This window comes from Salmonella bongori NCTC 12419 (assembly GCF_000252995.1).
Taxonomy (GTDB): Bacteria; Pseudomonadota; Gammaproteobacteria; order Enterobacterales; family Enterobacteriaceae; genus Salmonella; species Salmonella bongori.
The window spans coordinates 1,811,585-1,824,252 of the sequence record NC_015761.1; the positions used below are offsets into that span (position 1 = coordinate 1,811,585).

The 12,668-nt window shown below is 51.3% G+C and carries 11 protein-coding genes and 2 pseudogenes; 7 read left to right on the plus strand and 6 right to left on the minus strand.

Annotated features, from left to right (window positions below; translation table 11 throughout):
* Positions 1-13 precede the first annotated feature (13 nt).
* A complete protein-coding gene (gene ycgR, locus SBG_RS08505; RefSeq protein WP_000020262.1) occupies positions 14-760 on the plus strand; it encodes a flagellar brake protein YcgR in 747 nt (248 codons plus the stop codon).
* 1 nt (position 761) lies between these two features.
* Here the strand turns inward: ycgR and emtA are convergent, their stop codons facing one another.
* Positions 762-1,373: a membrane-bound lytic murein transglycosylase EmtA gene (gene emtA / locus SBG_RS08510; RefSeq protein WP_000776976.1), complete on the minus strand. Its 612-nt coding sequence runs from the start codon at positions 1,371-1,373 to the stop codon at positions 762-764.
* Between the two features lie 240 nt (positions 1,374-1,613).
* Between emtA and ldcA the strand changes: the two genes are divergently transcribed.
* Together ldcA and SBG_RS08520 are read left to right on the plus strand one after the other, a co-directional pair.
* The gene (gene ldcA, locus SBG_RS08515) at positions 1,614-2,525 is read left to right on the plus strand and encodes a muramoyltetrapeptide carboxypeptidase (protein WP_000051597.1); all 912 of its coding nucleotides are present in this window, start codon (positions 1,614-1,616) and stop codon (positions 2,523-2,525) included.
* Between the two features lie 99 nt (positions 2,526-2,624).
* Positions 2,625-4,340 (plus strand): annotated as a pseudogene (locus SBG_RS08520) (potassium/proton antiporter); the annotation flags it as partial.
* Here the strand turns inward: SBG_RS08520 and SBG_RS23570 are convergent.
* From SBG_RS23570 to SBG_RS08530, 3 genes and pseudogenes are all read right to left on the minus strand, one after another.
* Positions 4,296-4,415 (minus strand): annotated as a pseudogene (locus SBG_RS23570) (hypothetical protein); the annotation flags it as partial. The pseudogenes SBG_RS08520 and SBG_RS23570 overlap by 45 nt on opposite strands.
* A 13-nt stretch (positions 4,416-4,428) precedes the next feature.
* Positions 4,429-5,499 carry a catabolic alanine racemase DadX gene (gene dadX, locus SBG_RS08525; protein ID WP_000197890.1) on the minus strand — a complete coding sequence of 357 codons (1,071 nt, stop codon included), beginning with the start codon at positions 5,497-5,499 and terminating at the stop codon, positions 4,429-4,431.
* 13 nt (positions 5,500-5,512) lie between these two features.
* Entirely contained in the window at positions 5,513-6,811 is a 1,299-nt protein-coding gene (locus SBG_RS08530) for a D-amino acid dehydrogenase (protein ID WP_001266943.1), read from the minus strand.
* A 323-nt stretch (positions 6,812-7,134) separates the two neighbouring features.
* Here SBG_RS08530 and SBG_RS08535 point away from each other — a divergent pair, with 323 nt between their 5' ends.
* Positions 7,135-8,667, plus strand: a complete 1,533-nt coding sequence (locus SBG_RS08535; protein ID WP_000190827.1) for a SpoVR family protein — start codon at positions 7,135-7,137, stop codon at positions 8,665-8,667.
* Positions 8,668-8,713: 46 nt separating this feature from the next.
* Here the strand turns inward: SBG_RS08535 and fadR are convergent, their stop codons facing one another.
* On the minus strand, positions 8,714-9,433 hold the full coding sequence (gene fadR, locus SBG_RS08540; RefSeq protein WP_000234828.1) for a fatty acid metabolism transcriptional regulator FadR: 720 nt from the start codon (positions 9,431-9,433) through the stop codon (positions 8,714-8,716).
* A 219-nt stretch (positions 9,434-9,652) separates the two neighbouring features.
* Between fadR and nhaB the strand changes: the two genes are divergently transcribed.
* From nhaB to SBG_RS08555, 3 genes are all read left to right on the plus strand, one after another.
* A complete protein-coding gene (gene nhaB, locus SBG_RS08545) occupies positions 9,653-11,197 on the plus strand; it encodes a Na(+)/H(+) antiporter NhaB (RefSeq protein WP_000406422.1) in 1,545 nt (514 codons plus the stop codon).
* 141 nt (positions 11,198-11,338) lie between these two features.
* Complete coding sequence (gene dsbB, locus SBG_RS08550) at positions 11,339-11,869, plus strand: disulfide bond formation protein DsbB (RefSeq protein ID WP_000943477.1); 531 nt, start codon at positions 11,339-11,341, stop codon at positions 11,867-11,869.
* Between the two features lie 105 nt (positions 11,870-11,974).
* Entirely contained in the window at positions 11,975-12,316 is a 342-nt protein-coding gene (locus SBG_RS08555; protein ID WP_000018964.1) for a DUF1971 domain-containing protein, read from the plus strand.
* A 71-nt stretch (positions 12,317-12,387) separates the two neighbouring features.
* Here SBG_RS08555 and SBG_RS08560 read toward each other — a convergent pair whose 3' ends face one another.
* Positions 12,388-12,561, minus strand: coding sequence for a GnsA/GnsB family addiction module toxin (locus tag SBG_RS08560; protein ID WP_001083586.1), 174 nt, complete (start codon positions 12,559-12,561; stop codon positions 12,388-12,390).
* Between the last annotated feature and the right edge of the window lie 107 nt (positions 12,562-12,668).

The following is a 12,668-nucleotide window of genomic DNA, read 5'->3' on the forward strand; positions in this document are numbered from 1 at the left end:
GGGGTTATTTCGTGTGAGTCACTACAATGAGCAGTTCCTGAAAAAAACTCCATTAGCGGTATTAGGCGTGCTACGGGATTTAAATAAAAACCAGGTTCCACTGCGTATTTCCTGGGTGAATGGTCAATTCATCAGTAAAATTTTGGCGGTAGACCCAGAAAAACTCATCGTGGATTACGGCAGCCAGGAATATGAAAATATCGCTGTATTACGCGCCGGGCAGGTCACGATTACCGCAGAAACACAAGGGGCAAAAGTTGAGTTCATATTGCCGCAGCTCGCCACGGGTCACTATCAGCAGTTGCCAGCCTTTATCACCCCCCTGCCATCCTCACTGTGGTTTGTTCAGCGCCGGGAATATTTTCGCATTGGCGCACCGCTATATCCGCCTTACTATGGCCATGCCACACTACCAGATAACAGTACGTTACGTTTTCGTCTGTTTGATCTCTCTCTTGGCGGAATGGGCGCGTTACTGGAATCAGCCATACCTGAAGGTGTAACGGAAGGCGTGCGCTTTTCACAGGTTGAACTTAATATGGGACAATGGGGTATTTTCCACGTTGACGTCCAGCTTATCGCCATTAGCGAACGTACGATCATTGATGGAAAAAATGAAACAATCACCACTCCCCGCCTGAGCTTTCGTTTTCTTAACGTCAGCCCGGCGGTGGAACGGGAATTACAACGGATTATTTTCTCTCTTGAGCGCGATGCCAGAGAAAGGGCGAATAAAGTGCGAGAGTCATCTTCACGATAAACTACATAGCATCCAGCGCCTGCTGAAGCTTCCAGATATAGCGCGGAGCCTGCGGCGCAGGATGGTTATCAACGACATGCTCAAAAAATTCGTCCGCATCCAAATCGTTAATTTTTTCTATCGCCTTCTTCCTGTCGGATGAAAAGGTTCGCAATAGCGCGCCGGCACCGTTAGCGTAAGAGACGACCAGCGCATATTGCATCACCTGCGGATCTTTGATGCCAGCCAGCGGCCCATTTTCCAGGATACTCAGATACGCCGCACCCATAGAGATGTTACGCTCAGGGTTTTTCAGCTCGCTGGTGGTCGGCTCGCCGCGCCACCCCATACGACGATAGACGTCGCGCCCGGAGGTCGAGGCCTTGAGCTGCATCAGACCAATCGCATTGGATTTACTGACCGCGTTAGGATTGCCGCCTGATTCAATGGCGATAATCGCGGTGATTAAATGCGGATCGACACCCCATGCCGCCCCGGCTTTTTCACTGATAGGCATCCACTGCATTGCACGCTTTACAGGCACTTCAGCATTCCATGGCGGATTCCTGTAATCCTGTTTGGCGCTACAACCAGCGAGTATTATCACCAAAAAAACAAACCATCTTAATTTCACGTCATCTATCCTTATAACCGGAACTTGTCGCTGAGGTGCAATCCCCGCTGACCGCCACCCCGAAACGCAGGTCTGGCGCGCCGATGAACCTCCTGTCGGCCGGAAGCGTAATGCCACCCCGACCAGGCACTCAGGCTGCCCCCGTCATTGTGTCATTCGAAAACACGGCGCAATGGGGGACACCGCCTGATATATGCGGCATGATATACATTTGCATTCTATTGTCAGCAAGGAATTGCCATGTCCCTGTTTCATTTAATCGCCCCCTCGGGCTACTGTATTAACCAACAGGCCGCGTTACGCGGCGTTCAGCGCCTGCTCAACGCGGGCCATCGGGTAGAGAATGACGAAGTGATCCGTCGCCGTCATCAGCGTTTTGCCGGTACGGACGCGGAACGCCTGGCCGATGTTAATTCGCTGGCCTCGCTGACCACGCCGGATACGATTGTCATGCCGGTTCGTGGCGGCTATGGCGCCAGTCGCTTGTTGAATCACATTGACTGGCAGGCGATCGCCTCCCGGCAACAGAGCTCCCCCTTACTCATTTGCGGTCACAGTGATTTTACAGCAATTCAGGCCGGATTATTGGCACAGGCCAATATCATCACTTTCAGCGGCCCTATGCTGGCGGCAAACTTCGGCGCCGAAACTCTGAATACGTTTACCGAGCAGCACTTCTGGCTGGCGTTGCGCAATGCGCGGTACACCGTGAAATGGCAAGGGGACGGCCCGCAGTGCGAAGCGAAAGGTACCTTATGGGGGGGGAATCTGGCGATGTTGATCTCACTTATCGGTACGCCCTGGATGCCGGATATCGACAAGGGTATTTTGGTACTGGAAGATATTAATGAACATCCTTTTCGGGTTGAGCGAATGCTTCTACAACTGGCGTATGCCGGGATTTTAGACCGCCAGAGCGCCATTATTCTCGGCAGCTTCAGCGGCGCAACGCCCAATGAGTATGATGCTGACTATGCTTTGGAAGCCGTCTACGCGCTTTTACGTTCCCGTCTGTCCGTCCCGCTTATTACCGGCCTCGACTTCGGGCATGAAGCGCGCACGGTGACGCTCCCCATTGGCGCAAACGCCACGCTAAAACATACAGCTCAGGGTAGCGAACTCACCTTATCAGGTCATCCTACGCTTTTATGATAAAAAAAACCGACGACAGGCTAAGTAAAACGCTGTCCGGGTCGTTATTATGTTAATGTTAAATAATACGAAGTCACGTAAATCAGGAGATAAAAAACGTTGGATGCTGCAACAATTATTAGTCTATTTATTTTGGGTTCCATCCTTGTAACCAGCAGTATCCTGTTAAGTTCATTCTCATCGCGGCTTGGTATCCCGATTCTGGTTATCTTCCTCGCCATTGGGATGTTAGCGGGTGTGGATGGCATCGGCGGCATTCCTTTCGACAATTATCCTTTCGCCTATATGGTCAGTAACCTGGCTCTGGCAATTATCTTACTGGATGGCGGCATGCGCACCCAGGCCAGCTCTTTTCGGGTAGCACTGGGGCCTGCGCTGTCGCTGGCAACGCTCGGCGTGCTGATTACCTCAGGGTTGACTGGCATGATGGCGGCCTGGCTGTTTCATCTGGATCTTATTGAAGGTTTGCTCATCGGCGCAATTGTTGGTTCGACTGACGCAGCAGCGGTCTTTTCGCTTCTGGGCGGCAAAGGGTTAAACGAACGTGTCGGCTCCACGCTGGAGATCGAATCGGGAAGTAACGATCCAATGGCCGTTTTTCTGACTATCACGTTAATTGAGATGATTCAGAAACATGAGACTGGTCTGGACTGGATGTTTGCCGTTCATATTGTTCAGCAGTTCGGTCTTGGCATTGTCTTTGGCCTGGGCGGAGGCTATCTGCTACAGCAGATGATTAATCGCATTTCCCTGCCCAGTGGTCTGTATCCGATGCTGGCGCTCAGCGGCGGTATTCTGATTTTTGCCCTGACAACCGCGCTGGGAGGTAGTGGTATTCTCGCGGTCTACCTGTGTGGATTCCTGTTAGGAAATCGCCCTATTCGTAACCGTTACGGTATCCTGCAAAACTTTGACGGGCTGGCCTGGCTGGCGCAGATTGCGATGTTCCTGGTATTGGGATTACTGGTAACACCTTCCGATCTGTGGCCGATTGCCGTCCCTGCGCTCATTCTTTCTATCTGGATGATTTTTTTCGCCCGCCCACTGTCGGTTTTCACCGGTCTGCTACCCTTTCGCGGTTTCAATCTCCGGGAACGCATTTTCATCAGTTGGGTCGGCTTGCGCGGCGCGGTGCCAATTATTCTCGCCGTATTCCCTATGATGGCCGGGCTTGAAAACGCGCGTCTGTTCTTTAATGTCGCATTCTTTGTGGTATTGGTGTCACTGCTTTTACAAGGGACATCGCTGTCATGGGCTGCGAAAAAAGCCAAAGTGGTGGTGCCTCCAGTCGGCTGGCCAGTCTCACGCGTGGGGCTTGACATCCATCCTGACAATCCGTGGGAACAATTCATTTATCAATTGAGCGCGGATAAATGGTGCGTCGGCGCGGCATTGCGCGATCTGCACATGCCAAACGAAACCCGTATTGCTGCGCTGTTTCGCGATAATGAACTTTTTCATCCCACAGGAAGCACTCGCCTGCGTGAAGGCGACGTACTGTGCGTGATTGGCCGGGAGCGCGATCTGCCAGCGCTGGGCAAACTGTTTAGCCAGTCACCGCCAGTTTCGTTAGATCAGCGTTTCTTTGGCGATTTTATCCTTGAAGCGAATGCAAAATTTGCTGATGTAGCGCTTATCTACGGACTGGAAGAAGGAATGGAGTACCGGGATAAACAGCAAACTCTGGGCGAAATTATACAGCAACTGCTGGGTGCCGCGCCGGTTGTTGGCGATCAGGTTGAATTTGCCGGAATGATTTGGACCGTGGCGGAAAAAGAAGATAACGTGGTACGCAAGATAGGGGTACGCGTCGCTGAAGACGAAACGGAATAAACTCGCTTTCCTGAAAGCGTGTCGACCGGCCATCTGATGCGCCGGTCGACACGCCATGACTACGCCAGTGTTACGTTGTCACAAATGGCACGCGCGGTGCGACGGCGCACAGTAATTCATAGCCTAACGTGCCTGCCGCGGAAGCGACGTCATCCACCTTAATGTCTTTGCCCCATAATTCGACCGGCGTGCCGATTCCCGCCTGCGGACACGGCGTCAAATCCACCGCCAACATATCCATTGAAACGGTGCCTATTGTTCCCGTACGGATACCGTCCACCAGGACCGGCGTTCCTGTCGGCGCATGGCGCGGATAGCCATCAGCATAACCGGCCGCTACGATACCAATGCGCTGCTCCTGACCCGCAGTATAACACCCGCCATAACCGACCTTTTCACCCGCTTTCAGTGTCTGCACGCCAATAATTTCGCTACTCAGCGTCATAACGGGTTTTAGTCCGGTATTGGCAATATCCCGCCACAGTCCTGACGGCGACGCACCGTACAGAATAATGCCAGGCCTGACCCAATCGTAATGCGCCTCGGGATGCCACAGTGTCGCCGCCGAGTTTGATAACGAATACGGGCACTCAAGCCCCTCCGTTGCCAGCGCAATACGGGCCATCGCTTCTCCGATGCCTTCCGGATGATCTGCCTGGGCAAAATGTGACATCAGTGTCATTGTGCCGACATTGCGTATCGCCCGTAACTGCTGCCACACAGTCTGGGCCCGTTCTGGCTGAAAGCCCAGTCGATTCATGCCACTGTTGACTTTGACATAGATATCCAGCGGCGCGTTAAGCCGCGCGTTTTGCAGCGCTTTTAACTGCCAGTTACTGTGGATGCAGGTAGTTAGCCGATAGGTGTCGTATTGCTCCAGCTCCTGGGCATGAAAAAAACCTTCCAGCATTAATATCGGGCCTTTCCACCCTCGCTCACGCAGCGTAATCGCCTCTTCAAGGTTGAGCATGGCGAAGCCGTCAGTAGCCCCCAGCGCACCCCAGACGCGCTCAATACCGTGGCCGTAAGCATTGGCTTTCACTACCGACCAGACGCGCGCCTCAGGGGCCGCCCGGCGCACAATAGCCAAATTTTGTTTCATTGCCTGTAAATCAAGACTGGCTTGTATAGGGCGGGTCATTTCACTTCCTTATTCAGTTATGTGCGCTATGCAAACGCTGCGGACGGGAAGGCATAAAATCAGCGCCGTACCGCGCCACGCTCAGATCATCGTAAGGTATCGCAGGTGTACGGTCTGATAAGATATCGCTTAATAATTGACCTGAACCGCAGGCCATGGTCCAGCCTAATGTGCCATGCCCGGTATTGAGCCACAGATTTTTAAAACGGGTGCGTCCAACGACTGGCGTGCCGTCTGGCGTCATGGGCCGCAAACCGGTCCAGAAAGTAGCCTGCTCGATATGACCGCCACGCGGAAAAAGATCCCGCACGACCATCTCCAGCGTCTCGCGACGCGGTTGTAACAATTCGGTATTAAAGCCCACGATTTCCGCCATCCCCCCCACGCGAATACGCTTATCGAAACGTGTAATGGCGATTTTGTAGGTTTCATCCAGAATAGTCGACACGGGCGCGCCATCTGACTGGGCTATGGGAATAGTTAATGAATAACCTTTCAGCGGATAAACCGGAATATCGACAATGCCTTTAAGCATCGCCGTCGAATACGATCCGAACGCCATGACATACGCATCCGCTTTAATGATTTCACCGCCGCATTTCACGCCGTAAATCTGTTCATTTTCATACAGCAGTTTTTCTACAGGGGTATTAAAGCGAAAGGTTACCCCCGCCTGCTCCGCCATGTGCGCCAGACGCTGAGTAAAGAGTTGGCAATCTCCGGTTTCATCATTTGGTAAACGCAGTCCGCCGGTCAATTTATGTGCGACCTCCGCCAGAGCGGGCTCGACTTCCGCCAGTCGGCTGGACTCCAGCAACTGATATGGCACACCAGCGTCCTCGAGCACTGCGATATCGCGGGTGGCATTCTCATACTGTTGCGCGGTACGAAAAAGCTGTAGCGTTCCCCCCTGGCGGCCTTCATATTCAATACCGGTTGAAGCGCGTAACGTTTTCAGACAGTCACGGCTATATTCCGCCAGACGCACCATACGGCCTTTGTTTTCCATGTAATGCCGGGTATCGCAGTTACGCAGCATTTGCCACATCCACTTCAATTGAAACGGGGTACCGTCCAGACGCACCGCCAACGGTGCGTGGCGCTGAAACATCCATTTTATCGCTTTCAGCGGCACGCCTGGGGCTGCCCACGGCGCTGCGTATCCCGGTGAAATTTGCCCGGCATTCGCCGCACTGGTCTCTTGCGCCGGGCCGGATTCGCGATCAATGACGGTGACCTCATGTCCCGCCTGACTCAGATACCAGGCGCTGGTCACACCGACCACGCCACTCCCCAGGATGACAACTCGCATAACCGCTCCGTTATTAGTAATAAGAATAATCTTCTGATTACATCTTGATAACTCAGATGAAAATATTATTCAACATACGACTTTTTTATGGTGACATGCTTCACATATACCCTAATGGTAAGCCATCTCACTGGTGTGAGATCTCCTGCTGCGCACCATTTTTACGCAGCATAAAATCGTGCGTCGACCCGGTTTTTCACCGTACAGATCGGAGAAAATCGCAAAGAAAAATTTTCACTCTCAATTCGTTTTTTAACAGGCTGTTCTATGCTTTAAATGAGGCACTCCACACAGAGAGCGCCGCCAACAATGAGGGTGCGCGAATGGCTACGATTGACTCCATGAATAAGGACACCACACGCTTGAGCGATGGGCCCGACTGGACCTTTGATCTGCTGGATACTTATCTGGCAGAGATAGACCGGGTGGCGAAACGCTATAAGCTGGATACTTACCCTCACCAAATTGAGGTCATCACCTCCGAACAGATGATGGACGCCTACTCCAGCGTTGGGATGCCCATCAACTATCCACACTGGTCATTTGGCAAAAAGTTCATTGAAACTGAACGTCTGTATAAGCATGGCCAGCAGGGACTGGCTTATGAAATTGTGATCAACTCCAATCCCTGTATCGCCTATTTGATGGAGGAAAATACCATCACCATGCAGGCGCTGGTGATGGCGCACGCCTGTTACGGACATAACTCGTTTTTTAAGAATAATTATCTGTTTCGAAGCTGGACGGATGCCAGTTCTATCGTTGATTACCTAATTTTCGCCCGTAATTACATTACCCGTTGTGAAGAACGCTACGGGGTAGACGAGGTAGAAAAGCTGCTCGATTCCTGTCACGCGCTGATGAATTACGGCGTTGATCGCTATAAGCGCCCGCAAAAAATCTCATTGCAGGAGGAAAAAGCGCGACAAAAAAGCCGGGAAGAGTATCTGCAAAGCCAGGTCAATATGCTGTGGCGCACGTTGCCGAAACGCGAAGAAGAGAAAACCGTTGCCGAAGCGCGACGTTTTCCTTCCGAACCGCAGGAAAATCTGCTCTATTTTATGGAAAAAAATGCCCCACTGCTGGAGCCGTGGCAACGTGAAATTCTGCGCATCGTGCGTAAAGTTAGCCAGTATTTTTATCCGCAGAAACAGACGCAGGTCATGAACGAAGGCTGGGCGACCTTCTGGCATTACACCATCCTTAATCATCTCTATGACGAAGGCAAAGTCACAGAGCGCTTTATGCTGGAGTTTTTACACAGCCACACCAATGTGGTGTTCCAGCCGCCCTATAACAGCCCCTGGTATAGCGGAATAAATCCTTATGCGCTTGGCTTTGCCATGTTCCAGGATATTAAACGTATTTGCCAGTCGCCGACTGATGAAGATAAATACTGGTTCCCGGATATTGCTGGTTCCGACTGGCTGGAAACGCTGCACTTCGCTATGCGTGACTTTAAAGATGAGAGTTTTATCAGCCAGTTCCTGTCGCCTAAAGTGATGCGCGATTTTCGTTTCTTCACGGTACTTGATGATGACAGACATAATTATCTGGAAATCTCCGCTATTCATAATGAGGACGGGTATCGGGAGATTCGTGCAAAACTGTCGTCACAGTATAATCTGAGTAATCTGGAACCGAATATTCAGGTCTGGAATGTGGATTTACGCGGTGACAGGTCACTGACGTTGCGTTATATCCCCCATAACCGCGCGCCGCTGGATAAGGGGCGCAAAGAGGTGCTGAAACATGTACACCGCTTATGGGGATTTGATGTCATGCTGGAACAGCAGAATGAAGACGGCAGCGTAGAATTGCTGGAACGTTGCCCGCCGCGCATGAACAATCTGTAATGGTAGTACTGCCCGGTAGCCGTGGCGCTTACCGGGCCCTCCTGGGTTATCGCCCCTGAATGGCTAAATCACCGGGCAGATTTTTTTGCATACGGTGCCAAATTTCGCCGCTGTCATGCCCGTAACGACGCACCGTTTCATACACCTGATCGTGCGCACCCTGCTCACATAACGACGATAATTTATGATAGAAGCCCAACGCCAGGCTGCGCGCTTCCGGATTGGCGAAATAGTGGCGGCCAATGCGGGTATATAATCCTTTCATGCCGTTCAGGATCAAGCCATATATAGGGTTGCCGGAGGCGAATGCCAGGCCGCGAAAGATGTTATAATCCAGCTCGGCGAAGGCATCGGCATGATCGGCCACTTCGTGAGCGGTAGCCAGCACTTCCTGCGCTTTATCAGGATGTTGACGCAACGCCGTACGAATAAAAATAGTAGAAATATTGGTACGCACCGACAGCAGATTATCGATAAGCTGCGGAACGCTTTCATGGTCAAGGCGAGCCAGCGTTTCCAGAATATTCAACCCTGACGTTTCCCAAAAGTTATTGACCTTTGTCGGTTTACCATGCTGAATGGTCAGCCAGCCGTCTCGCGCCAGCCGTTGTAGTACTTCGCGTAATGTAGTGCGCGTCACACCGATCAGCTCGGAGAGTTCTCGTTCTGCCGGTAATATCGTTCCCGGAGGGAAGCGGTTATTCCAGATACTTTCAATAATATACTCTTCCGCGAAACCCGCCGGGCTCTGCGCCTTAATGACCATAGTGAGATTTCCATTACACAGCAAAACATAGTTACACTCATCATACCAGACGGGCGTAACGCCTGATAGCGGACACGATGAAGAAAAAGGGGATCAATACACCATTTCTGATATCGTCTGCGAATATCGTTAAGCACTTGCTTGCATTCGCCGCGCTCGCTACTCTCTGCGTTTAAACATAAAAACGCTATTTCATTTTCACAGGTAAGGGAAAATTTCATGGAGATCTCCTGGGGTCGCGCCATGTGGCGCAACTTTTTAGGCCAGTCGCCTGACTGGTATAAACTGGCACTACTTATCTTTTTGATCATTAACCCATTAATCTTTTTCGCTAATTCTTTTGTTGCCGGCTGGCTATTGGTGGCGGAGTTTATCTTCACTCTGGCGATGGCGTTGAAGTGTTATCCACTTCTGCCCGGCGGGTTGCTGGCCATTGAAGCGGTTGTCATTGGTATGACCAGCGCTACCCATGTACGTGAAGAGGTTGCCGCCAACCTGGAAGTATTGCTGCTGCTGATGTTTATGGTGGCGGGCATCTACTTTATGAAACAGTTGCTACTGTTTATTTTTACCCGTCTGTTACTCAGTATTCGCTCGAAGATGGTTCTGTCGCTGGCCTTTTGCGTCGCCGCTGCCTTCCTGTCGGCTTTCCTTGATGCCCTCACCGTGGTAGCTGTAGTGATCAGCGTCGCGGTCGGTTTTTACGGAATTTACCATCGCGTTGCCTCATCACGCGGTGAAGAAAACGATATACTGGATGACAGCCATATCGACCAGCATTACAAAACGGTGCTGGAGCAATTTCGCGGATTCTTGCGCAGCCTGATGATGCATGCAGGCGTGGGTACGGCGCTGGGCGGGGTAATGACGATGGTCGGGGAGCCGCAAAACCTGATCATTGCTAAAGCGGCTGGCTGGCATTTCGGCGACTTCTTTTTGCGTATGTCGCCGGTCACCATCCCGGTACTGGTATGTGGGCTGTTAACCTGTATATTGCTCGAGAAGATGCGCTGGTTTGGCTATGGCGAAACACTGCCGGAAAAAGTCCGCGACGTCTTACAGCAGTTCGATGACCAAAGCCGTAAGCAGCGCACCCGCCAGGATAAAATTAAGCTGATAGTTCAGGCGATTATCGGCATCTGGCTGGTTACCGCCCTCGCCCTTCATCTTGCAGAGGTGGGGCTGATTGGCCTGTCGGTGATTATTCTGGCCACCGCGTTAACGGGCGTTACCGATGAGCACGCCATCGGCAAAGCCTTTACCGAATCGCTGCCATTCACTGCACTTTTGACCGTTTTCTTCTCTATTGTGGCAGTGATTATCGATCAACATCTTTTCGCGCCAATTATTCAGTTCGTTTTACAAGCCTCCGAACATGCGCAGCTAACGTTGTTCTATCTCTTTAACGGCCTGTTATCTTCTATTTCAGATAACGTCTTTGTTGGCACTATTTATATCAACGAAGCGAAAGCGGCAATGGAAAGCGGCGCGATTAGCTTAAAGCAATTTGAGCTGTTAGCCGTGGCAATCAATACCGGTACGAACCTGCCATCGGTAGCGACGCCAAACGGTCAGGCGGCATTTTTGTTCCTGCTAACCTCCGCACTGGCACCATTAATCCGTCTCTCCTATGGTCGCATGGTCTGGATGGCGTTGCCGTACACGATTGTTCTGACGTTGGTAGGGTTACTGTGCGTCGAATTCACTCTTGCACCAGTCACCGAATGGATGACCCAGATGGGCTGGTTAGCAACACTTTTATAACGTTTAGCCGGGCGATTTATTGCCCGGCTTCGCTTTTTGTCTGATAATTATCCAATTACACATTATTTCATTTCCCGCTAGTGGCGCACGAATTGAATTGGTTTACACTGCGGTCTCTACGCATGTTGCAGGGAAATGATTATGTTGCGATTTTTAAACCAGTGCTCACGGGGTCGGGGCGCATGGTTACTGATGGCGTTAACCGCCTTTGCGTTGGAAATGGTAGCACTGTGGTTCCAGCATGTAATGTTGCTTAAGCCTTGCGTGCTGTGTATTTACGAGCGCTGCGCCCTGTTTGGCGTAATGGGCGCGGGTCTGGTTGGTGCCATAGCGCCGAAAACGCCGCTGCGGTACGTGGCGATGGTTATCTGGATTTATAGCGCCTGGCGGGGCCTGCAGCTGGCTTATGAACATACGATGATTCAGTTGCACCCTTCGCCGTTCATGACCTGTGACTTTATAGCTCGCTTTCCAGACTGGTTACCGCTGGGTAAATGGCTGCCGCAAGTATTTGTAGCATCCGGCGATTGCGCAGATCGTCAGTGGTCGTTTTTAACGCTGGAAATGCCGCAATGGCTGCTGGGGATCTTTACCGCCTATCTTGTGGTTGCGATAGCCGTCGTCATAGCCCAGGCGTATAGACCCAGAAAACGCGACTTATTTAGCCGCTAATACATACGCTCCTTCGGGAGCGTTTTTTATTGCAAATGTTTGGCTGTCAGCCTTTAAAGGTGTATATTAAATACATCTTTAAAGGCTGTACAAAGGAGATGTTCTATGTCCCATTTACGCATCCCGGCAAACTGGAAAGTTAAACGCTCCACGCCCTTTTTCACTAAAGATAACGTTCCGGCAGCGTTACTTTCCCACCACAACACGGCAGCAGGCGTTTTCGGTCAACTTTGCGTGATGGAAGGCACTGTGACGTATTACGGCTTTGCAAATGAAGCTGCGACAGAGCCCGAAGTGACAGTAGTGATTAATGCCGGACAATTCGCCACCAGCCCGCCACAATACTGGCATCGGGTGGAACTTAGCGATGATGCGCGCTTCAATATCCATTTCTGGGTGGAGGAAGACCATCAGGGCGACCAGATGTATCAGCAGAAAAAAGCCTGACGTTCTTTATCGCTCGCCTCTGGGCGGGGCCCCGCCCAGTAGTCTCATTACCATGGCGTGCGGTTTACACGTTAGAGTAGTTTAATGGTAACGTCGTATCCCTCAAGCCCTTTCATGGTTTCACGCGGCGCAAACTCTATTTCAGAAACTTCCTGGCCAGTTTTTTTCCGCAGTTCGGCCACCTTTTTGGTAATTAGCGCCGTAATTTCCTCTTCTGCTTTACGTGTCAACTCTTCGCTGTTCATTGATTTCCTCCTTTGAACCCGTAAACGGCTAAGCGCAAATAAGATCGTGTCGTCATGGACGCGCTACTATTTTAACGTACAAAAAATTATAGGCTATCTTTCCGGGA